Source organism: Streptomyces sp. NPDC054872 (genome assembly GCF_053610705.1).
In genome coordinates, this window is sequence record NZ_JBSGYY010000038.1 from 64,570 (window position 1) to 85,110 (window position 20,541).

Annotated in this window: 20 protein-coding genes and 1 pseudogene; 12 read left to right on the plus strand and 9 right to left on the minus strand. The window is 68.2% G+C overall.

What is annotated here, in order from left to right; all coding sequences use genetic code 11:
- Positions 1 to 175 precede the first annotated feature (175 nt).
- The 4 genes from ACWGIH_RS34410 (at position 176) to ACWGIH_RS34425 (ending at position 4,821) form a co-directional block, all read left to right on the plus strand.
- Positions 176 to 1,447, plus strand: a complete 1,272-nt coding sequence (locus ACWGIH_RS34410) for an aspartate kinase (RefSeq protein WP_249588720.1) — start codon at positions 176 to 178, stop codon at positions 1,445 to 1,447.
- On the plus strand, positions 1,444 to 2,508 hold the full coding sequence (locus ACWGIH_RS34415; protein ID WP_453446130.1) for an aspartate-semialdehyde dehydrogenase: 1,065 nt from the start codon (positions 1,444 to 1,446) through the stop codon (positions 2,506 to 2,508). The genes ACWGIH_RS34410 and ACWGIH_RS34415 overlap by 4 nt, the downstream gene beginning before the upstream one ends.
- Positions 2,509 to 2,845: 337 nt before the next feature.
- Positions 2,846 to 3,505, plus strand: a complete 660-nt coding sequence (locus ACWGIH_RS34420; RefSeq protein WP_453446132.1) for a SigE family RNA polymerase sigma factor — start codon at positions 2,846 to 2,848, stop codon at positions 3,503 to 3,505.
- On the plus strand, positions 3,502 to 4,821 hold the full coding sequence (locus ACWGIH_RS34425) for a hypothetical protein (RefSeq protein ID WP_453446133.1): 1,320 nt from the start codon (positions 3,502 to 3,504) through the stop codon (positions 4,819 to 4,821). The genes ACWGIH_RS34420 and ACWGIH_RS34425 overlap by 4 nt, the downstream gene beginning before the upstream one ends.
- Positions 4,822 to 4,944: 123 nt before the next feature.
- On the opposite strand, the gene ACWGIH_RS34430 is transcribed toward ACWGIH_RS34425, so the two are convergent.
- Together ACWGIH_RS34430 and ACWGIH_RS34435 are read right to left on the minus strand one after the other, a co-directional pair.
- The gene (locus ACWGIH_RS34430; protein ID WP_453452360.1) at positions 4,945 to 5,781 is read right to left on the minus strand and encodes an SURF1 family protein; all 837 of its coding nucleotides are present in this window, start codon (positions 5,779 to 5,781) and stop codon (positions 4,945 to 4,947) included.
- Between the two features lie 168 nt (positions 5,782 to 5,949).
- Complete coding sequence (locus ACWGIH_RS34435; protein WP_453452377.1) at positions 5,950 to 7,725, minus strand: S9 family peptidase; 1,776 nt, start codon at positions 7,723 to 7,725, stop codon at positions 5,950 to 5,952.
- Between the two features lie 140 nt (positions 7,726 to 7,865).
- On the opposite strand from ACWGIH_RS34435, the gene ACWGIH_RS34440 reads away from it, so the two are divergent.
- The gene (locus ACWGIH_RS34440) at positions 7,866 to 8,705 is read left to right on the plus strand and encodes a class I SAM-dependent methyltransferase (protein WP_453452361.1); all 840 of its coding nucleotides are present in this window, start codon (positions 7,866 to 7,868) and stop codon (positions 8,703 to 8,705) included.
- A 93-nt stretch (positions 8,706 to 8,798) separates the two neighbouring features.
- Here the strand turns inward: ACWGIH_RS34440 and ACWGIH_RS34445 are convergent, their stop codons facing one another.
- A complete protein-coding gene (locus ACWGIH_RS34445; RefSeq protein WP_453452362.1) occupies positions 8,799 to 9,398 on the minus strand; it encodes a GNAT family N-acetyltransferase in 600 nt (199 codons plus the stop codon).
- 117 nt (positions 9,399 to 9,515) lie between these two features.
- Positions 9,516 to 10,205, minus strand: a complete 690-nt coding sequence (locus tag ACWGIH_RS34450) for a TetR/AcrR family transcriptional regulator (RefSeq protein ID WP_453452378.1) — start codon at positions 10,203 to 10,205, stop codon at positions 9,516 to 9,518.
- Positions 10,206 to 10,412: 207 nt separating this feature from the next.
- Here ACWGIH_RS34450 and ACWGIH_RS34455 point away from each other — a divergent pair, with 207 nt between their 5' ends.
- From ACWGIH_RS34455 to ACWGIH_RS34465, 3 genes are all read left to right on the plus strand, one after another.
- Positions 10,413 to 11,234 carry a VOC family protein gene (locus tag ACWGIH_RS34455; RefSeq protein ID WP_453452379.1) on the plus strand — a complete coding sequence of 274 codons (822 nt, stop codon included), beginning with the start codon at positions 10,413 to 10,415 and terminating at the stop codon, positions 11,232 to 11,234.
- A 541-nt stretch (positions 11,235 to 11,775) separates the two neighbouring features.
- Entirely contained in the window at positions 11,776 to 11,943 is a 168-nt protein-coding gene (locus ACWGIH_RS34460; protein WP_453452363.1) for a hypothetical protein, read from the plus strand.
- 68 nt (positions 11,944 to 12,011) lie between these two features.
- The gene (locus tag ACWGIH_RS34465) at positions 12,012 to 12,278 is read left to right on the plus strand and encodes a hypothetical protein (protein WP_453452364.1); all 267 of its coding nucleotides are present in this window, start codon (positions 12,012 to 12,014) and stop codon (positions 12,276 to 12,278) included.
- A gap of 364 nt (positions 12,279 to 12,642) precedes the next feature.
- Here ACWGIH_RS34465 and ACWGIH_RS34470 read toward each other — a convergent pair whose 3' ends face one another.
- Genes ACWGIH_RS34470 through ACWGIH_RS34485 form a run of 4 tightly spaced genes read right to left on the minus strand, consistent with a single transcriptional unit; the run spans position 12,643 to position 16,929 of the window.
- Positions 12,643 to 15,153, minus strand: a complete 2,511-nt coding sequence (locus ACWGIH_RS34470) for a DUF499 domain-containing protein (protein ID WP_453452365.1) — start codon at positions 15,151 to 15,153, stop codon at positions 12,643 to 12,645.
- 20 nt (positions 15,154 to 15,173) lie between these two features.
- Complete coding sequence (locus ACWGIH_RS34475) at positions 15,174 to 15,560, minus strand: hypothetical protein (protein WP_453452366.1); 387 nt, start codon at positions 15,558 to 15,560, stop codon at positions 15,174 to 15,176.
- The gene (locus ACWGIH_RS34480; RefSeq protein WP_453452367.1) at positions 15,557 to 16,006 is read right to left on the minus strand and encodes a hypothetical protein; all 450 of its coding nucleotides are present in this window, start codon (positions 16,004 to 16,006) and stop codon (positions 15,557 to 15,559) included. The genes ACWGIH_RS34475 and ACWGIH_RS34480 overlap by 4 nt, the downstream gene beginning before the upstream one ends.
- Positions 15,961 to 16,929, minus strand: coding sequence for a hypothetical protein (locus ACWGIH_RS34485; RefSeq protein WP_453452368.1), 969 nt, complete (start codon positions 16,927 to 16,929; stop codon positions 15,961 to 15,963). The genes ACWGIH_RS34480 and ACWGIH_RS34485 overlap by 46 nt, the downstream gene beginning before the upstream one ends.
- On the opposite strand from ACWGIH_RS34485, the gene ACWGIH_RS34490 reads away from it, so the two are divergent.
- From ACWGIH_RS34490 to ACWGIH_RS34505, 4 genes and pseudogenes are all read left to right on the plus strand, one after another.
- Positions 16,928 to 17,581 (plus strand): DUF4231 domain-containing protein, encoded by a 654-nt coding sequence (locus tag ACWGIH_RS34490; protein ID WP_453452369.1) that lies wholly within the window; start codon positions 16,928 to 16,930, stop codon positions 17,579 to 17,581. The genes ACWGIH_RS34485 and ACWGIH_RS34490 overlap by 2 nt on opposite strands.
- Positions 17,582 to 17,716: 135 nt before the next feature.
- Positions 17,717 to 18,567 (plus strand): annotated as a pseudogene (locus ACWGIH_RS34495) (tyrosine-type recombinase/integrase); the annotation flags it as partial.
- Positions 18,568 to 18,683: 116 nt separating this feature from the next.
- Positions 18,684 to 19,199: a hypothetical protein gene (locus ACWGIH_RS34500; RefSeq protein WP_453452370.1), complete on the plus strand. Its 516-nt coding sequence runs from the start codon at positions 18,684 to 18,686 to the stop codon at positions 19,197 to 19,199.
- Positions 19,200 to 19,388: 189 nt separating this feature from the next.
- Positions 19,389 to 19,751, plus strand: coding sequence for a hypothetical protein (locus tag ACWGIH_RS34505; RefSeq protein WP_453452371.1), 363 nt, complete (start codon positions 19,389 to 19,391; stop codon positions 19,749 to 19,751).
- Between the two features lie 280 nt (positions 19,752 to 20,031).
- Here ACWGIH_RS34505 and ACWGIH_RS34510 read toward each other — a convergent pair whose 3' ends face one another.
- Positions 20,032 to 20,427 carry a hypothetical protein gene (locus ACWGIH_RS34510; RefSeq protein ID WP_453452372.1) on the minus strand — a complete coding sequence of 132 codons (396 nt, stop codon included), beginning with the start codon at positions 20,425 to 20,427 and terminating at the stop codon, positions 20,032 to 20,034.
- Positions 20,428 to 20,541 lie beyond the last annotated feature (114 nt).

Sequence of the window (20,541 nt, forward strand, 5' to 3'; positions counted from 1 at the left end):
TGCCAAGCCGAGCGGTCGAAACGTACGTCCCGAGCAGCGGGAGCGTATGCCGTCGGATGATCACCTGGTGGGCGGGACATCTCACCATGTGATATCTGTGCGGCGAATTTCGGCCGCTCGTTAAACTGAGCCGACCGCAGCAGTGCGGTGAAGACGGACTGAGCGAGGAGCGCACGTGAGCCTTGTCGTGCAGAAGTACGGAGGCTCCTCCGTAGCCGATGCCGAGGGCATCAAGCGGGTCGCCAAGAGGATTGTCGACGCCAAGAAGAACGGCCATCAGGTCGTTGTCGTGGTGTCCGCCATGGGTGACACGACGGATGAGTTGATCGATCTTGCCGGGCAGGTATCTCCGATCCCTGCCGGGCGTGAATTCGACATGCTGCTGACCGCCGGGGAGCGGATCTCCATGGCCCTTCTTGCCATGGCGATCAAAAACCTGGGTCACGCGGCCCAGTCGTTCACGGGCAGCCAGGCCGGTGTCATCACCGACTCCGTCCACAACAAAGCGCGGATCATCGATGTCACGCCGGGCCGCATCCGGGCCTCCATCGACGAGGGCAACATCGCCATCGTCGCGGGGTTCCAGGGTGTCAGCCAGGAGGGCAAGAACATCACCACGCTGGGCCGCGGCGGGTCGGACACGACCGCTGTCGCCCTCGCCGCCGCGCTCGACGCCGAGGTCTGCGAGATCTACACGGACGTGGACGGCGTTTTCACCGCCGACCCCCGTGTGGTGAAGAAGGCCCAGAAGATCGACTGGATCTCGTTCGAGGACATGCTGGAGCTCGCGAGCTCCGGGTCCAAGGTGCTGCTCCACCGCTGCGTGGAGTACGCCCGCCGTTACAACATCCCGATTCACGTGCGCTCGTCCTTCAGTGGACTTCAGGGCACGTGGGTCAGCAACGAACCGCAAGGGGACCGCAAGGTGGAGCAGGCCATCATCTCCGGTGTCGCGCACGACACCTCGGAGGCCAAGATCACGGTCGTCGGCGTGCCGGACAAGCCGGGTGAGGCCGCCTCGATCTTCCGCGCCATCGCGGACTCCGGGGTCAACATCGACATGATCGTCCAGAACGTCTCGGCCGCTTCGACCGGACTCACGGACATCTCGTTCACCCTGCCCAAGGCCGAGGGCCGCAAGGCGATCGACGCGCTCGAGAAGACGCGCTCGGCCATCGGCTTCGACTCCCTCCGCTACGACGACCAGATCGCCAAGATCTCGCTGGTCGGCGCGGGCATGAAGACGAACCCCGGCGTCACTGCCGCCTTCTTCGAGGCGCTCAGCGACGCGGGCGTGAACATCGAGCTGATCTCGACCTCCGAGATCCGCATCTCGGTCGTGACCCGCGCCGATGACGCGAACGAGTCCGTGCGCGCCGTGCACACCGCCTTCGGCCTCGACTCCGACACGGACGAGGCCGTGGTCTATGGAGGCACCGGGCGATGACCGGAAAGCCGACGCTCGCGGTCGTCGGAGCGACCGGGGCCGTCGGCGCGGTCATGCTCCAGATCCTGTCGCAGCATGCCGACATCTGGGGCGAGATCCGACTCGTGGCCTCACCGCGCTCGGCCGGCAAGAAGCTGGCCGTGCGCGGTGAGGAGATCGAGGTCCTCGCGCTGAGTGAGGACGTCTTCGACGGTGTCGACGTGGCGATGTTCGACGTCCCCGACGAGGTCAGCGCACAGTGGGCGCCCATCGCGGCGTCCAAGGGCGTCGTCGTCGTGGACAACTCCGCCGCCTTCCGGATGGACCCGGATGTGCCACTGGTCGTCCCGGAGGTCAATCCGCATGCCGCGCGCGTACGCCCGCGCGGCATCGTCGCCAACCCGAACTGCACGACTCTTTCGATGATCGTGGCCATCGGCGCGCTGCACGCCGAGTTCGGTCTGCGCGAACTGATCGTCTCCTCGTACCAGGCCGTGAGCGGCGCGGGACGGGACGGTGTGGAGACCTTGCGCCGCCAGCTGAAGCTGGTGGCCGGTTCGGAACTGGGCACGAGCCCCGGTGACGTACGCCGTGCCGTCGGCGACGACACCGGTCCCTTCCCGGAGCCGGTGGCGCTGAACGTGGTGCCGTGGGCCGGGACGCTGCGGGACGACGGCTGGTCGTCAGAGGAGATGAAGGTGCGGGACGAGTCCCGCAAGATCCTCGGCCTGCCCGACCTGCGGGTCGCGGCGACCTGCGTACGCGTGCCGGTCGTCACCACGCACTCCCTGACCGTGCACGCGCGCTTCGAGGACGAGGTCACGGTGGACCGCGCGCGCGAGATCCTGGCCACCGCACCGGGCGTCGTGCTGTTCGACGATCCGGCAGCCGGGGAGTTCCCGACGCCCGCCGACGTGGTCGGGACCGACCCCACGTGGGTGGGCCGGGTGCGGCGCGCACTGGACGATCCGACGGCCCTCGAGCTCTTCGTGTGCGGGGACAATCTGCGCAAGGGGGCCGCGCTCAACACGGTCCAGATCGCGGAGCTGGTGGCCGCGGAACTCACCGGGCGCCACTCCTGACCGGTCCCCGGCGCGGAGGTCTCTGTGGGATCTGTGTAAATTCTGTGTCCAACTTGGTGGCCAGGATCGCTTGAACTGGACCATCGCCGCGTTCGAAGATTCGCAAGAAGCGTTCGAAGATATTCGTCCCCGTCCTCTGCAACCAGCAGCAGGGCGGGGCGCGTCTTTGCGATCGCCCTCCCGGGGGTGTGACCTGAGCGCTGCGAAAATTGGGCATAGGGGAAGAGCTGGTACGCATGGGGGCAATTGATGCATCGTCACCGACGGCGACGATGTCTGCCACAAACGCGCCGCGCGATGCGTACAACCCTCCAGGGGGTAGGCGTGTCCAACTGGCGTGGCAGAGGTTCTCGATTTCACAGCGGTACAGGCGAGGGGTGCGACCCTGCGCCCGCCCCGCCGTCCCCGTGCGCCCGCCGGCATGCCGGTGATCGCCCCCATGCCCACCACGAGATCGGCCCGCATCCCGACGCAGCGCGAGGGCGCTGAAGAGGCGGCGAGCGCCGGCACCACAGTCGACCACCTGACCGAGACCTACCGCGCCCACTACAGGTCGCTCCTCGGCCTGGCGGCGCTGCTTCTCGATGACACGGCCTCCTGCGAGGACGTCGTGCAGGAGGCGTTCATCCGGGTGCACTCGGCGCGCAAACGCGTCCGGGACCCGGAGAAGACCCTCGCCTATCTGCGGCAGACCGTCGTGAACCTCTCGCGGTCCGCTCTGCGTCGCCGCATTCTCGGGCTGAAGCTGCTCTCGAAGCCGATGCCCGACATGGCGAGTGCCGAGGAGGGGGCGTACGACCTCCTTGAGCGCGACGAGCTGATCAAGGCGATGCGCGGCCTCCAGCGCCGCCAGCGCGAGGTTCTGGTCCTGCGGTACTTCGCGGACATGACCGAGGCGCAGGTCGCCGAGACCCTGGGCATATCGCTGGGGTCGGTGAAGGCGTACGGCTCGCGCGGGATCGCGGCTCTGCGGGTCGCCATGGAGGCACCGGCATGAGCGAGCATGAGTACGGGCGCGAGCAGGACGAGAGCGCCGAGTTTGAGCAGCGTGCTGGGGACGGAACTGTGAATCACGGCCAGGGTGACGAGCCCACCGCCTCCGAGAACGAGACGGGGGCCGGGGGCTCCGGGACCGAAGCGTCCGGGGCGGAGGAGTCCGGGACGGAAGGGTCCGGGGCCGAGGAATCCGGGGCCGAAGCGTCCGGGGCTGCCGAGGCCGAGGGCCCGCGGGCCGGTGACTCCGGGGCCGCTGACGCCAAGGACTCCGGAGCTGCCGAGGCCAAGGGTCCCGCGGCGGCTTCCCCGTTGGATTCCCTCTTCGGCGGTGACGAAGGCTCCGACGAGCTGGCGCTGCGCAGGATGATGCGCTCGGCGGTCCAGGAGATCGAGCCGGGAGACCGTGCCCTGGAGCGTCTGCGGCATGCGGTACCGGCGCGGCGGCAGCGCAAGCGCCAGGCCGTGGTCGGCATGGCGGCCGCCGCGCTCTTCATCGGCACCGCCATCCCCGCTCTCGTGCACGTGACGAACTCCGGCGGCGGCTCGGACGACCGGCCGTCGATCGCGGGCAACAGCGAGCAGACGCAGGGCGGTTCGAGCCAGGGCAAGGGTCCTGGGGGCGGGGAGAAGGGCGAGAGCAGCGGCTCCGGCCCCTCCAAGTCCAAGGACAAGAAGGACAAGAAGGGCAAGAAGGACGGCAAGGGCAAGGGTGAGGCCAGCGGCGGCGCGACCGGTGGCCCCGACCCTGCGGGCACGGAGTCCGCGGGCTCGCCCGCCTGCGCGGTGGACCAGCTCGGCAACGCCTCGGGCAGCGCGGGTGTGGCCGAGGCCGACGGCAAGGTGTACGGCACGTTCCGCGTCGCCAACGTCTCCGGCAGCAGTTGTACGGTCAGCGCCCCGGGCAGCGTGAGCACGGCGACGACGGGGGCGGCCGACCCGGCGAAGATCGTGGTCGCCGACCACGTGGCGGGCGACGCGGCGACGGGCCTCCCGGACCCGTCGCAGGCGGTCAGTTCGCTGGTCCTCCAGCCGGGCGCGGCGTACGAGGTGAAGTTCGCCTGGGTGCCTTCGGAGGCATGTCCGACGGACAGCGGAGAGCCTTCGCCCGACCCGACCCCGACCGAGAACGGCGGCGGCACGGACGGCGGCACACCCGGTGGCGTGGAGCCCCAGATGGTCCGCGAGGACGGCGGCGTACTGGACGGTGGCGTGACGGTGTCCCTGACCGGCCCCCAGGGTTCGCCCGCCGCGGGCGCGACGATCGTCAACGCGTGCGCGGGGACGGTGTACCGGACCGGGATGCTGTCGGCGTCGTAGACGAGGCGGACGGACACGACGGCCTGAGACTGACTGAGTGAGACGGCCGGGCCGGAACCTGTGCGAGGTTCCGGCCCGGCCGTCGTGCGTGCGGGTGTGTGAGTGGGAGGGGGAGGACGGGGGTCAGCCCGCGCGGACCCCGGCAGCTGCGTCAGCCGTTCCGTCACCAGTGGCGGTGGCCGGCTCCTCCGGAAGAAGCCCCAGCTCGGCGTCCCGCGCGAACTCCCGCTCCCGTCGGAACAGCCGGAACCACATGAAGACGACGAACCCCGCGAACACGAACCACTCGCCGGTGTAACCGAGGTTCTGGAAGGCCTTGAGGTCGAGCCCGGAGTTCTCCGGCGCGGCCGCGGGCACCGTCTTCATCCCGGAGTCACCCTTCGCCAGGGTGACCCAGGCGTCGTACACATCGCCCTGGACCACGTTCACCAGGGAGGCCGCGCTGATGGCGCCCAGCTGCCCGTCCGGCAGCCCTCCGGCCGCGCTGACCCCGTTCGAACCAGGGCTCTCGGAGGCCTGGAGCGCGCCCGTCACGGTGACCTCGCCGGAGGGCGCCGCGGGAGCCTTCGCCGTGCTCGCCCGGCCGGGGAGCCAGCCGCGTACGACGGGCAGGTCCTTGCCGCTTCCGGTACGCAGCAGAGTCAGGACGTAGTACCCCGACTTGTCGTCCAACTCCCGGCCCGGCACCAGCAGTTGCCTGCCGTACCGGCCCGTGGCCGACACCTGTTCCCCGGACGTCTCCTGGTCCACGGGGAGCATCGAGTCCAGCGGCCGGGGCTTCTTCTCGGCCCGGGTCGGCGACGCCTGCCGGTCCGCCTGCTGCTGCGCGGCGTCATGCGCCTCGACGCGGTCCTCGAACCGCCCCAACTGCCATGACCCCATGAAGACGCAGACGGGGATGGCCAGCAGTACGAAGACGTTGATCCCCCACCAGCGGGGCGTCAGCAGGAACCGGTACACACCCCCACGGTACGGGGCGTCCGCCGGGGAGAGGCCGCGGGGTTCCCCAATCCACTGCCCGCGACCGCTGTCCCGCGACCACCGTCCCTGCCGAGCCCTCGATCGAGCCGAGCGCCAAGACGAGCGCCGAGCCCAGCGCCGCCCTGGCCCGACCGCCGATACCCCCGGCTAGCGGAGGTGCCGCTCGGTGAAGTCCAGTTCCAACCGCACCTGCTTGATCCGCTCGTCCACGACGAGCGAGCCGTGCCCCGCGTCATAGCGGTACACCTCGTGGACCGCGTCCCGCGCCTTGAGCCGGTCCACGTAGTTCTCGACCTGCCGGATCGGGCAGCGCGGGTCGTTCACGCCCGCGGAGATGTAGACCGGGGCCTTCACCGCGTCCACGTACGTCAGCGGGGACGAGGCCTCGAAGCGCTCCGGGACCTCCTCCGGCGTACCGCCGAGAAGCGTGCGGTCCATCGCCTTCAGGGCCTCCATCTCGTCGTGGTACGCCGTCACGTAGTCCGCGACGGGGACCGCGGCCAGGCCCACCGCCCAGGAGTCGGGCTGCGTGCCGACGCCGAGCAGCGTGAGGTACCCGCCCCAGGAGCCGCCGGCCAGGACGATGCGGTCCGGGTCCGCCAGGCCCGACGTCACGGCCCACTCCCGCACCGCCGCGATGTCCTCCAGTTCGATCAGGCCGACCCGGTGCTTGAGGGCGTCCGTCCACTCCCTGCCGTACCCGGTCGAGCCGCGGTAGTTCACGCGCACCACCGCGTACCCGTGGTCCACCCAGGCCGCGGGGCCCGCCGCGAACGCGTCGCTGTCGTGCCACGTCGGGCCGCCGTGGATCTCGAAGACCGTGGGGAGGGGGCCGGTCGCGTCGGCGGGCTTCTGCACGAGGGCGTGCACCCGGCCGCCGGGGCCTTCCACCCACACGTCCTCCACCGGCACGGACGCCGGGGCCTTCATGCCGGGCGGGTCGAGCACGACGCCGCCCGACGTCGAGCGCACCACCGGCGGCTCGGCGGCCGACGACCACAGGTACTCCACGCTGCCGTCCGGCCGTGCCGTCGCCCCCGACACCGACCCCGCGGGCGTCTCGACCCTGACGAGGTCACCCGAGGCGAATCCGTACCGGAACAGCTCGCTGCGTGCCTCGAAGCTGTGCGCGATGAGCAGAGCGGAGCCGTCCGGATACCACTCGGCGCTCACGTCACCCGGCAGGTCGAGCGCCAGGTCCGTCTCCTCGCCCGTCGCGACGTCCCACACCATCGGCTCCCAGCGGCCGCGCCGCTGATGCCCGACGAGGAGCCGCGTGTCCCCGTCGACCGGCGCGAAGCCGAGGACTTCCAGGCCCAGCTCGACCGTGCCGCCCTCGGTGTCGTCGAGCTCGGCGACCGTGGAGCCGTCCGGCCTGATCACCCGGAGGGTGGAGTGCATCGCGTCGCCGTGCTCCGTGTGCTCGACGGCGATCAGCGAACCGTCGTGGGAGAGGTCGCCGACGCCCGCGGACTCGCGATGGCGGTAGATCTCGACGGGGTCCGCGCCGGGGGACCGTACGACGTGGATCGTCGAGCCCTCGTCGTCCGTCGAGCGGCCGACGACGGACATCCGTCCGTCCCGCGCGAGGACGAGGCCCGCCGGATACGACGGTTCGAGTCCCGGCACCGCGGGTTCGTCGGTGCCGCCGCCCGTGAACGGCTGGCGCATCCACACGCCGAATTCGTCGCCGTCCGTGTCGTTGAACCACCAGATCCACTCGCCGTCCGGCGTGAGCACCCCGTCCGTCGTGCCGTTCGGCCGGTCCGTCACCTGGCGCTGCTCGCCGGACGCGCGGTCCCACGCGTACAGCTCGTACGTCCCCGTCGCGTTCGACACGAACAAAGAGCGGTCAGGGGCGTCCTCCGCCCAGTCCGGCAGGGAGACCCGCGGCGCACGGAACCGCTTCTCCCAGTCCGGCATCGGCGCATCCGCGTCCCCGCCCGCAGCAGTCGGCGTCGTCTTCCCTGCACCCGCACCCAAGTCGCTCATGGACCCCATAGTGCACGTACGCGCCGACAATCCGCTGGCGAGGGTCCCCAGCCTGTGGATAACTTTCTGGAATGTACTCACCGACCCCGTCCGACTGGCGCGAGGCCAACCGAAAACGCTGGGACGAGCGTGTCCCTCTCCACCTCGCCAGCGACTACTACGACCTCGAGGCCTTCCGCGCGGGCAAGGACCCGCTGCGCGCCTTCGAGCTGGCCGAGGTCGGTGACGTCACCGGGCGGTCCCTGCTCCACCTCCAGTGCCACCTCGGCCTCGACACCCTGTCCTGGGCCCGGCACGGAGCTTCCCGCGTGGTCGGCCTGGACTTCTCCGAGCCCGCCGTGGACGCGGCCCGCGACCTCGCCGCCGAGCTCGGCCTCAGCGCCGACCAGGCGTCCTTCGTCGCCGCCGACGTGTACGACGCGGCGGACGCGGTGCCGGACTCCTCGTACGACATCGTCTACACCGGAGTGGGCGCCCTGTGCTGGCTCCCCGACATCCAGCGGTGGGCCGAGACCGCGGCCGCGCTCGTCGCGCCCGGCGGCTTCCTCTACCTCTCGGAGTTCCATCCGCTCGCGGACATCCTGGACGACGCCACCGGCTCACGGATCGAGTACGACTACTTCGCCCGCGACGCCTGGATCGAGGAGACCCCCGGCGGTTACGCGGACAACACCACCCCCACGGTCCACAACCGCACCGTGGAGTGGCAGCACCCGGTGGGCGAGGTCGTCTCGGCCCTGGCGGCGGCCGGCCTGCGGATCGAGTTCCTCCACGAGCACGACATCACGCTCTTCGAACGCTTCGGCACCCTCGAACTCCGCGACGGCGCCTACCAGTTCCCGGCAACGCGCCCCCGCATCCCCCTCATGTACTCCCTGAGGGCGAGCAAGGACCGCAAGGCCAGGACCTGAGCGGGGCCCCCGCAGACGTCCTGCCGCGGCAGACGTCCTGCCGCAGCAGACGTCCTGCCCCAGCAGACGTCGTGCCCCGGCCGCCGAGGCAGCTCAGGACAGCGCGCCCATCGGCCGCATCCACCCCTCCCGCACGAGCCCGTCGGGCTTCGCCGCCTCGCTCTCCCCGCGGCGGGGCGGGGCCGTCGAACCCGGGCCCGCCGGATCGAACTCCCCGAGCTTCGTCCAGCCCCACGAGCGCAGGACCTCACGCCCCAGGTCGTCGTCCCGCTTGATGACCGCGACGACCAGATCCGTGGTGTGCCGTACGAGCAGCAGGGTGCGCAGGCGCTCCGAGATGCCAAGGCGCCGGTAGGCGGGCACCACCATCAGCTCCGTCAGGACGAAGACCCGGCCCGATGCCGTGCGTTCCTCGATCTCCGGGGGGAGCACGCCGCGGAACCCCTCCCACCAGTCGCCGGTGCGCGTGGCACGGTAGCCGTAGAGGCAGCCGACCAGGCCCGCCGCGTCGGCGACGACCATGTCGAAGTCGGGCCGCTGCACGATGTTCTCGAACGTGCGCAGGAACTCCTGCCGGTCCCGGTACTCGGCTCCGGCGTCTCCTTTGTAGGCCTCGACATAGACGTCGGCGACCGCTTCCCGCTGCTGCTCCGCCTGCCACCGGGTCAGCCGCCGCAAGAACACCTCAGCCATTCGTACCTCCGCCCGCCCCCGCCGAGGGACCCCTCGACACCCCTCGACACCCCTGGACTCCGCATGGTGACACCACGGAACGACTAGCGGAACGGGGCGTGTGGGGGCCACTTGAAGTCACGGCTGCGTGAAGGTGCCCGGTACGGGTGCGGCGAGCTCCTGTCCGTCCGTCCCGCGAACGCCGAGTGCGGCGGCGAGGAGGGCGCGGAGGTGATCGGCTTCAGGGAGCAGCGCGGCCTCGATCTCGTCGTTGGGGCGACCGGCCAGGGTGAGTTCCTGGATGCGCCGGAACAGGAGCCGGTCCGCCGCCGCGATCAGGGCTGCGTCGGCCCGGTGCGCGATGGACGGGGCGTCGTTCGGGGCGGTGTCCGGGTCGGCGCCCGGGGAAGCGGCGGCCAGCGCCACGGCCAGCGAATCCTCGCGCAGGTCGTGCAGTTCACGCAGGCGGGCGGTGAGGGTGGGGCTGTCGGCGACCATACGGGCGAACGCGGGGCCGGTGAAGCCGACGACGGGGCTGTGCGCGAGGAGAGCGGCGCGGAACGTCCGCCCGAGGGCTGCGAGCGGCGCTTCGCCGGGCTCGCGCTCGGCAACGGTCCGGGCCAGGCCCTCGGTGAACGCCTCGTGGTGGTCGAGGGCCAGGTCCTCCTTGCGGGGGAAGTAGTTGGTCACCGTCTTCTTGGCCACGCGGGCCGCGGCGGCGATCTCGGCGATGGTGGTCTGCTCGAAGCCCTGCTCGATGAAGAGCTTGGTGGCGCAGTCGGAGATCAGCTGCCTGGTCTCCTGCTTCTTGGACTCGCGGAGCCCCATCTCGGTGGCGGTCATGAGGAAATCTTACACCGATAGCAAAATTACCCTTGACTGACTGCGCCCCCGTGCCTAAAGTTATGTCCGTAGTAAAATTACCCCAAGGGTCCGGGCGGGCGGACCGCCCGCAGTGCCCGCTCGAACCCGTCACACCACAACGCCCCACGCCAACACCTCGCCCCACCAACACCCGACCTGCCAGGAGTTGCCCTGAACGTCACCGCTTCCACCCTCTCCCTCACCGTCGCCGACGTGGACGCCTCGCGTGAGTTCTTCCACGCCCACCTCGGCTACCAGGTCGCCATGGCCGCCGACGGCTTCGCGTCCTTGACCCGCGGCGACGGAGCCGCCGACATCGTGCTGCTCCGCCGCGGCAGCGAGGTCCTCCCGCCCGAGCAGCGAGACCAGCGGGCCACGGGCCTGATCTTCGCGCTCACCGTCACCGGCATCGAGGCCGTGGAACGACGCCTGCGCGAGGCCGGCGCCCCGATCACCATGCCGCTGCGCGAGGAGCCCTGGGGCGAGCGCCTGTTCCAACTGACCGACCCGAACGGCGTCGTGGTCCAGTTCGTCGAGTGGGCGGCGCAGGCAGAGGAGACCGAGCCGGAGCCGAAAAGGGAATCTGAATTGAAGCCGGAGTCGGAAACGGAAGAGCCCGCCATGCTCGTGATCACCCCGACCGACAAGAACGTCACGGAATCCCCGAACGCCCGCATGACGGGTCTGGCCGCGCCCAGCCGGGGCAGTACGGAGCTCAGCACGTGGACCGTCGCAATGACGGCGGGGCAGACCGGCCCGGAGCACGCCATCAACCGCGAGCAGGTCTGGACGGTGACCGACGGCGTCCTGGACGTCACGTGCGACGGCCGCACCGAAAGGATCGCGGCGGGCCAGACCTTCGTCCTCCCGCCGGACGTGCCCAGGCAGATACACGCCCCGCAGGCGACAGAGGCGCACGTCGCCATGCGCGCGGACGGAGTCGCCTCCGTACCAGGCACCGAGGGCACACGCACTCTGCCGTGGGCCCAGTGACTGGCACCCCTAACCCCCTACGGGGCCGGGTTGCGAGCAATGCCTGAAAAGCACGCTCAAAGGAGTACGGCGCGTGCAGACCAGCACACACGGCGATATCAGCCGTCCCCGTCGCCGATTCCACTACAGCGGCGGCATGAGGGGTGGTGGCCGCGTCGGCCGACGGCGGCTCCGGGGACGCCGGCCAAGGCGGTCACCGCACCGGAGAGACGAATGGCGCCCTGTACGCGGCCGACGACAACGGCTCTTCGTTCGGCCGGCGCGGGCACAGTGATTTACCCCGATGCGGGACGACAAAGCTTCTGAGACCCACCGTTTCCGACGGCCAGGGCGGCTTTCCATGCCCCGGTAGCCACGATCGACGCGCCGTGGGCCGAGGACGCGAACGGCAGGAGCGTTCCCACCAGTTACAAGCTGGACGGTACGGATCTCATCCAAACCATTGAGACCGGCGGGGAGACCGCGTTCCCGGCGGTCGCCGACCCGAAGATGGCGTGGCGCAGAAACCAAGGCGATCGCCGCCAACGGCGCTCTGTCCGGCGTGGTCTCGGGTTTCCTCCCGCCGGGTCTGAACATCTACTGGGGCGCGCACGCCGCGGTCATCACCACGACGGCACTGAAGGCGAAGAACGCCAAGAAGTGCATCAAGATCAAGTTCGCGGCTGGAATCTTCATCCCTGACCAATACTCCGGCGGAAACTGCAAGTAGCAACACGAGCGCGCCACCAGCAACACCTGTGTCACCAGCAACACCAGTAACGCGAGCGGAGATTGGCTTTGAGCAGCACGTGGCTCATCTACAGCGGAGCCCTGATGGTGCTCCTGTCCATCGGGATCCTGTTCTTCGTGGGCAGACCCACGACACCGGCCTGGCGTGACACCACGTCGATAGCCTGCGGCGTCGTCGTCTTCGCCGCGGTGTGCGTTCCGGCTCTGCTCCTCCACGCACCGGCCCGGATCGCGGTGTCCGGCGCCTGCTTCTGGATGGCCGCAGCCATCACCGGAATCCACGCGGTACGCGGCCGCACCAGCTCGCAGAACTGACCACGACGGTCGAGAGCCCCTGACCGGCAATACCGGTCAGGGGCTCTCACGGTGTCACTGGCCCGCAGCCGCCTAGGCCGCAAGCGACTCAGACGGACACCCACGCAGAAACAGGTGAGGCGCCTACCGAATCCGGTAGGCGCCTCACCTGGTGTTTCAGCTGTCGGGGTGGCGGGATTTGAACCCACGACCTCTTCGTCCCGAATGAGGATCGGTTGCTGATCTTGCCAGCGCCGATGCCGATTGCCCTGGTCACAGCGTCGGGCTGTTGTGGTCTCGGGTGGTCTCGAAGGGGGTTGGGGAGCGGGTTGGCTCCCAGATGGCTCCCAGCATCGACATCGCAGTCATGTCCGTGGACGCCCTCTCAGAAGTCCAGGGCCTCCTCTTCCCAGTCGGCGTTCGCCGCGGCAGCGGTCGCTTCGACCTTATCCACAGCTGCTGGAGCGGCCGTAAGCGTCAGCTGGAGGTCGAGCAGTTGGATGTCCCCGCCGATCTCCGGATCGACCAGGTCGAGCACCTCCTGGAGGAGGTTAGCGACGGTGCGGCGCGCATCTGTGGATGCCATGCTCCGATTCGGGATATCGAGCCGGTAGCGATGGTAGTCGGCGGGCGTGCTGACAACTGGTCCCGAATGGGCGGGTGGGCTCGTAGGGCGGTTCGGAGGGCCGCTGGCGCGGCTGGGAGTCGAGCCGCTACTCGATGCCGAGCCGGAACACGCTGTGACCTGTGATGGCTGCGGGGAGCCGTCCGTCGTCGGCGCTGGCGCTCGGCGCAGCCGAAGTTCCAAGGAGCCGATGGACAGCTCATCGGGGGAGGCAATGTGTTGGGGTGCACCCTCACCGTCGATGACCTGCAAGGAATCAGGTCCGGTCAAGGTCTGGTGTACGGCTCGTCGGATGTCGTCAATGGAGGGGACAAGGGGGAACGCCGGGTTCTTGTAGAACTGCTGACCTATCTCTTTCAGCGTCAAGTCGCGGGCGATTTTGGACAGCAGGGTCTTCAGGTAGGCGCCGGAAAGGCGGCCAGGGTGTACGGCGCGGCTGTGGTTGACCAAGGCGTCCCAGACGTGTCCGCCCTTGAGAGCGGTCTTGCCGTCGTCGTCGAATCGCTGCCAGTCGACTTCAGTCTGGTCGGTGCGGGTGAGGTAGGCGAAGTGCTGGAATGCCTTCTGTAAGTCATCGTCCACACGCTGGGCGGCGGAGCGCAGTTCGGCCTGGGCTTCGGGACGCTTGTCATCATCTTGGTCGAGTTGCGAGATGACCGAACGCCAGGCCAGTACTTCGATGACACGCTTGCGGACGGTGTCGCGCCGCTGAGTGTTGACGCACGCCACAACGCAGGAAGCGCCGTTGTCGACAGGCAGGGAATTATCACCCTCGCCGAGGAGCGCTGAGACTTCGGCTCGGGTGGGGGTGTCCCGGCCGTTATGCAGGGTCCAGCGGCTCGGATCAAGAACGACCAGCCGGGTCTTGCTGTTCTGGTCGACGTCGCTGAACACTTGGGACAGAGGTGCACCGGGAGTGTTCGCGACGGGTATGACCTGGTCGAAAGGGCCCTGGTTGCTGCGGGCGATCGTCTTGGCCCGTTCCCACAGGTAGGCGTCGCGGTCGGATGCGGAAACGGAGCTCTTGGCCTGTTTGTAGAACATTCGCAGGGTCTGGGCGATGGCCAGGTGGAACCGCGCGGTGCCGCGTCCGGAGGTGGTATCGGTCACCTCCAGGGCGCCGAGCCCTTCGTCGTCGCTGATGAGGAGGTTGAAGACCTCTTCGGCAGAGTTGAACTCGACGCCTGGGCTGTAGACGCTTGCGAGGAGCTCCGGCTTGGTGGCTCCTCGCTTCGCCTGGTCTCGCGGCACCAGTGAGTAGCAGAACAGGGCGGTGGCCATCCGCAGACTCGTAAAGGGCTGTCCGGTGTCGATGCCTCGCTCAGCCAGGACGTTATCGAGGGCGCGGGCACGGCCGCGGGTGCCGTCCTTGGTCGTGATGTCGGTTGCGGCTACCTGCCGGAATCCTTGGATGACACGTTCGTTGCCGTGTAGGAGACCTGAGGAGAGGACGTTCTCTATGGCGTTGTGAAGAGGAATGTCGCCTATCCCGATGAGCTCAGGCGTCCATCGGCCGGCCTCGTGCTCGCGAGCCCAGTAGTAGGCGGTGGCGGAGAATATTTCCACGGTGGAACGCACTCGCTGGAAGCCGGCATGGCGCGACCAGTCGTCGCGGACCAATGCCATGACGTCGGGAGAGAACGGATAGCTGGCAGCGAGGCGTTCAGTCAGGCCACCGAGGCCGTGCCGTGCGCCGAGCCGCTGGAACACCTCCTCGGTCCAGGCCCGTCCCGCATGCTCTGCCCAGGCAGCGGCAAGTGCGCTGACGGGCGTTGTGTCGACAGGCTGGAAGAGACGACGGCGGATGATCGCCGAGAAGTCCTGCGGCTCGGTGACGGAGTCACCAATTCCATTGCGCTCTATGCCGCTCGTCACGAAGGTACGAAGGCTTTCGGCTTCCACCGGGTAGCCGCGATCATCGCGGTCGGAGCGGATCATCACAATGACGAAGGCCACCCGGGGGACCTCGTCGACGGCGTCCATCAGACAGTCCAGGAAGACCTTCTCGCCAGGCATCGTGGCGATGTGCTTCTTGTCCGCGAGGTCGAGGGCGTACTGCATCAACTCGTCGAGCAGGATCAGCACCGGTCCCTGAACTGCCTCCAGGGCTCGGGCCAACGCCGCCTTGTTCGATCCCTCGGCGAGGTGCTGGGCGTATCGGTCCCGGTCGCCATGGAACAGGGCCCACAGGAACCGCTCATACAAGGTCGTTGCCGGGCCAAATTCCGGGCTCGTCGCCCCTGGGGTCATGTTGTCTGCGGACAGGACCACTACCCGGGCGCCGTCCAGGTCTAAGTGCGCCCCGTTTTGCTCGGCTTCGTCTTGTACTCGCTGGCCCAGTTCGGTCGCCAGAAAAGCCTGGGGGCTGTTGGCCAGATGGTATAGACCGACCAGGCGTGGCTCTTGCCGCCACCCATCCCCTGGTCTAGGTGAAAGAGGGCTTTTCCACCGCGGGTCCGAGTGCCGAGCCTTCGGGCGACGGTGCTCATGAACTGGACAAGCCTGGGAGTCGGCTCGGTGATCTCCGCGTAGTACACGGGATCGGTGTATGGCACGTTGCGGTCGGTGTAGACGGCGCTGTACAGAGACATCTGAAGGTCGGCGATTTGGCCGTTCGCATCTGTGATCTCGGGCCGCAGGGTGAGTACTTCGGCCCAGTGGGGATACGTAGTGGTCATCGGGCGTCCTCAGCGTCGAACAAGGTCAGACGTTGGTCGGTTTCACTCGGGGCAAGTGTTCCTGCCAGGCCGCGGGCGATGTTCTTGATGGTTCCGGCGTTGCGCTGCAGGGCTACTAGCGCCTTCGCGATGGAGTCGCTGGGGGGCAGTTGGGCTGCCAGGTCTCCAATGACCGCCCAAAGATGCTCGTCATCGACGGGGCGCTCCCACTGGGCGAGCACCACGGAGGCCGCTTCGGTACCACCGGAGATGTAGGCGCCAGCGAGAGCACGGGCAACGTCGAACTCGGCGCTGCCGGGTCCTATCGACGTCGGCGGGTCAAGGATCAAGCGAAAACCCTTGCCGGATTCCGCGAGAAGGTCCCCACGGACGTTCTCCAGTCGCAGTCCGTCGACCTGCGCTAGGAAGATGGCCTCTCCCTTGGCAACAACGGTGCGCCCGTGCACCCCCTCATCCAGAACACGGCGAAGCGGGTGATCGCGTCGAAGGTCTCGATGGGGATGCGGTCCAGTCGCAGTGCGGTTGCCTCGCGGACGCAGCGGCGGGCCAAGGTCAGATACCGCTCCAGCGGGGCTGACTCGCCGTCTGGCTGGATGACCGTGGAGTACCGACCGTAGACCTCCATGGCAGGTCCGTACGCGGCCATCATCTGGTCGGCCAGGGCCAGGCCGTCCTGTGTCCAGTTGCGCACTTGCGGCCGTATCGCGTCGGCGATCTCCCTGTCGACCTGCGCGGCGGTGGCAGTCTCCCGGCCGGTGGGGGCAACGCGGCAGCCGATGGTGATGGTGACCTTGACCGAGGCCACCTTGGTGTTGGCTGATTCGGTCCGACTCGGCCATGAGCTGGTGACCACGAACCCGGCATCGTGGAGCGCCGCGAGCAGGCGCTTCCAGGCATCGGGGTCGGAGTGGCCGAAGACGACGACCAGGTGCCCGTCAGGGCGCAGTATCCTGCGGCTCTCCATAAAGGCGGCGGACAGCGACGTTTCGTAGAAGTCCTTGTCGTGCCGCACCCGTCCGGGCTCATGAACCCGGCGGACGATGATTTCGTCGTCCTTGTTCTGCAGGCCGTCACTCGTACGGATTGCCTTGGGCCCGAAGAGGTCCGGTTCGATGTCGAACAGGACGCGTTTGAGCCAGACGTACATGAGGTCGGAGGCGTCCGCGTACTCGATCATGTCGTAGTACGGAGGGTCGGTGACCACGGCGTCGACGCTCGCGTCGCGGTAGGGCAGCCGCATCGCGTTCGCCTGGCGGAAGCGTGCGGGCGTGCCACGCAGGCCGCGTATGTGGGCCTCATAGGGCCGCAGGCCGGTTTTGGTCAGGGACGCCCAGGTTCCTACAGCGCTGACGTGGCGGCGCTTCAACATGGCACCCATCAACACGGTGCTCGTTCTCTTGGCCGCCGTATTTGTTGTTGGGTTCATTGCGTCCTCGTGGATAGAAACGATCAGACACGAGGGCCCGCGGCCTGGAACCTCTGGGGATCGGCTGAATCGCGAGGAGCTGGAGCTGGATCTCGAAATCGCAATCGAGAACCGGCTCATTGACGCGACCCCGCTCGACATCCCCATCCGCAACAGGCAGTTCGCCTACAGCGAGTCCGTGCCCGAGGAACTGGATCAGCTCCGTAAAGAGAGCCACCGCTACCGTCGGCGGCACAACTTCTTCCAGCTCCTGATCATCATCGGTTCGATCGCCAACGCTGGGGCGCAGTCCTTCAGTGACACCAGCCAGCCGCTCAAGTCGGTCATCATTGGATTGACCATGCTGGTCGCCATCTGCGCAGGCATCACCGGGTACTACAAGTTCCGCGAACGCAGCTTCAACTTGCAGCAGACCGCGGATTCGATCGAAGAGCACGCCAACGCTTTCCACCTCGGTCTGCCGCCCTACGACGGCACCGACCCTGCGGCCAACCTTGCGCTCCTCACCGCCAAGGTCGAAACCCTCCAGGTGGAACAACGACGCCGAGAACAACAACTTGACCAACCGCCGGAAACGCGCGACCCGTCCGGCTAATCCTCACCATCAGCAGAGTCCGGGGAAGGCTATGGAACGGTTTTGGCCAGCTCCGGCAGCTTGTGTCAGCGTTGTCGTTTGGCGGCACGGCCACACGTGAGAGCCTTCGGCAGAGGCTGCCAGGTGACCAGCCCGGAATGCCCGCTCGGGTCGGTCGCGGACGACGAGATCGGCGAGGCCCTGGAACTGCTGTGGGGCACTGCGGCGGTCAACACCTGGAACGCCCGCCGGGCGGCGGTGCTGTCGTGGCTGGGCTGGTGCGAGTCGTACGGGCATGACGCCCCGGCGGTCCCGGCTTGGACGAAGCGGCTGGCAGTGCCGGACTCCGAGACCCCGGCCCGCTCGAAGATGGCCCTGGACCGGCTCATCACCCGGCGCGAGGTCCACCTGCGGGAGAAGACGCTGTGGCGGATGCTCTACGAGACCGCCGGGCGGTCCGAGGAGATCCTCGGAGTGAACGTCGAGGACCTGGACCTCGCTGTCCGCCGCTGCCTGGTCAAGGCCAAGGGTGCCGCAGCAAGGCCCGCCGCCGTGGACAGGCGCGCGAGGACTTCGTGCTGGAGACCGTCTACTGGGACGCCGGCACCGCCCGGCTCCTGCCTCGCCTGCTGCGGGGCCGCACCCGTGGCCCGGTGTTCGTCACCCATCGCCGTCCAGGTCCGGGGAAGGCGGTCAGCCCGCGCGACGTGTGCCCGGACACCGGGTTGGCCCGCCTCTCCTACGGACAGGCCCGCCTCTCCTACGGACAGGCCCGCGCCCTGCTCGATGAGCACACCGCCGTGCGCGGGCCGGGGACAGGATGGGACCTGCACGAGTACCGCCATTCCGCCCTCACCCACCTCGGGGAGCAGGGCGCCTCCCTGCTGATGCTGATGGCGAAGTCCCGGCACAAGAAGCCGGAGAACGTCCGCCGCTACTTCAAGCCGTCCCCTGAGGCGATCTCTGAGCTGACCAGTCTGCTCGCCCCCGGCGACGCGCGCCGCTGACCCTGCTGTGCATGAAGTCGGTTGCGGTTGTACGCCTGCTTACGTCGATGCAACCCTTGAATTGGATCCTTGGATTTACTCCTTGACTTAAACCCAAGGGTTGGTACCTTGGATTTATGCCAAGCAATGAGAAGCCTCGCCTCATCCCGACCGGCAAGTGCTGGTGCGGCTGCGGGAAGGACGTCGGCCTGGGCAAGTTCTTCGCCGCCGGTCACGACAAGATCGCCGAAGCAGCTCTCATGGCCCTCAAGTACGAGGGATCCGTCGCTCAACTGCTCCACGCCCACGGCTTCGGCTCGCACCATTCCGTCCGCCACGCCGCCGTCACCGATCCGGACTGCTCGTGGGAGAAGTGCGCCGACTGCAACTACAGCGGCGCCCCTGCCAGCATCGCCAACCACCGCAAGAAGGACCATCCCGACCGACATGTCCTCGCCCAGGCGATTCGCGCCCTCGGCGGCACCTGGGACCCGCAGCGTGCCATCAAGGTTCTCGGCGACCACGGTCACACGTGGGAAGACCAACAGGCAGCGGAAAAACGGGTCCGGCAGATCATGCGCGACCTGTGCGCGGACGGGCTCATCGTCAAAACCGACCCTCAACGGGCTGTATACGACCTCGTTCAGGAGTAGACCCGGGGACACTACGGTACCCAACAGGCACAGATCGCTTGACGCTATGGCGGCCGGCAGGCCATTCCTTGGGGACCCGAGGACCTCGACTGAAAGGGTGTCAAGGTCCTCGGGTCCCCGTCCGCTGACCAAAGTGGGGAACATGGCATTTCGGGCCGCGGTGTGCCTGGTCGCCTTTACAGTTCCGTCATGGAGTTCAACCGGGGTGACTGGATCTGGGAACTGATGCTGACGAGGCGTCCCTCCGACACGCGCTTCTCGCAGTCGAGTACTCCGGGCGGAAAGAGCCCGTTGGCGCGGGATGACGACAACACGCTCGTCACGCACGCCGTGCTGTTCGACGGCACCAAGACGGCCCTGGCGATCGCCGGCACGTGCTTCGCGCTGGGGGTCGTTGTCGCGCCGCACGTCAAGAGCGGGTTGATCAGCCTTAAGTCGAAGCTGCGCCGCCGGGCGGAGGAGACCACCGACGCCGAGACCCTCGTTCCCCTCACGGTTGTTGCGGAGGTCGAGCCGGAGCAGCCTGACGCCCCTCGACTGCGCGCTGTCTGACCGTCAGGCCAGGCGCTGGCGCGGGCCAGGGTGGGATCCGCATCACGGACTGTCCAGCGCCCTTGAGGCCGGGCAAGCCTGCTCATGTTGATGGCGAAGTCCCGGCACAAGAAGCCGGAGAACGTCCGCCGCAACTTCCACCCTTCCCCCGTGACGATCGCCGAGGTCACCAGTCTGCTCGCCCCCGGAAACAGCAGGCGCTGAACGGCACCAGGCAAGGCTATGAAGCCGTGACCCCTGCCTGAGCGGCCGCCCTGGCGGGGATCCCGGCTTCATTCCCCTACGAGCCGACCAAGTCGCGGATGCGATCGAGCTTCTGCTCCGGCGTCAGCACTTCGCCGTGGTCCGCCAGGGCGTCCAGCGCCGCCCGAACGTCGCGCTGATCCGGGTGCAGAACAGCGCTGATGACCTGGGCACGGAGGCCGCCGTCGTTCTCGTAGATCCAGACCGTCTGCGCCTGGCGAGGAACGGTGTTGTGCTGCGGGTCGAGCATGCCCTCCGGGAAGTAGCCCAGCTTGTCCCTGCCCAGCGCCTCCGCCACCTCGACGAGCACCCACTTGCCCAGCTTCTTGTATCCGAGCTCCTCCCTGAGGTCCCCCAGGTTCACCTCCATCAACCCGCCCTCCGCACGGCACCGCGCCGCGATGGTGGTGCTGTCGCCCTTGTCCTTGGTCATGCCGTCACGCCTCCTGCGCGTTAGATCCGGGACGCCCTGTCCAGCGGTCGCCCTGCTCTCATCCACCACTCTCCACTACGCCACACGAAGGTGCGGATACGCAAATCTTTAGCG

Bases quoted from the DNA above. Each gene is read 5' to 3' on its own strand.
- ACWGIH_RS34415 (WP_453446130.1), top strand. From the start codon at position 1,444: ATGACCGGAAAGCCGACGCTCGCGGTCGTCGGAGCGACCGGGGCCGTC.
- ACWGIH_RS34425 (WP_453446133.1), top strand. From the start codon at position 3,502: ATGAGCGAGCATGAGTACGGGCGCGAGCAGGACGAGAGCGCCGAGTTT.
- ACWGIH_RS34435 (WP_453452377.1), bottom strand. From the start codon at position 7,725: ATGCCGGACTGGGAGAAGCGGTTCCGTGCGCCGCGGGTCTCCCTGCCG.
- ACWGIH_RS34440 (WP_453452361.1), top strand. From the start codon at position 7,866: ATGTACTCACCGACCCCGTCCGACTGGCGCGAGGCCAACCGAAAACGC.
- ACWGIH_RS34445 (WP_453452362.1), bottom strand. From the start codon at position 9,398: ATGGCTGAGGTGTTCTTGCGGCGGCTGACCCGGTGGCAGGCGGAGCAG.
- ACWGIH_RS34450 (WP_453452378.1), bottom strand. From the start codon at position 10,205: ATGGGGCTCCGCGAGTCCAAGAAGCAGGAGACCAGGCAGCTGATCTCC.
- ACWGIH_RS34475 (WP_453452366.1), bottom strand. From the start codon at position 15,560: ATGACCACTACGTATCCCCACTGGGCCGAAGTACTCACCCTGCGGCCC.
- ACWGIH_RS34490 (WP_453452369.1), top strand. From the start codon at position 16,928: ATGGCACCCATCAACACGGTGCTCGTTCTCTTGGCCGCCGTATTTGTT.
- ACWGIH_RS34485 (WP_453452368.1), bottom strand. From the start codon at position 16,929: ATGTTGAAGCGCCGCCACGTCAGCGCTGTAGGAACCTGGGCGTCCCTG.
- ACWGIH_RS34500 (WP_453452370.1), top strand. From the start codon at position 18,684: ATGCCAAGCAATGAGAAGCCTCGCCTCATCCCGACCGGCAAGTGCTGG.
- ACWGIH_RS34505 (WP_453452371.1), top strand. From the start codon at position 19,389: ATGGAGTTCAACCGGGGTGACTGGATCTGGGAACTGATGCTGACGAGG.
- ACWGIH_RS34510 (WP_453452372.1), bottom strand. From the start codon at position 20,427: ATGACCAAGGACAAGGGCGACAGCACCACCATCGCGGCGCGGTGCCGT.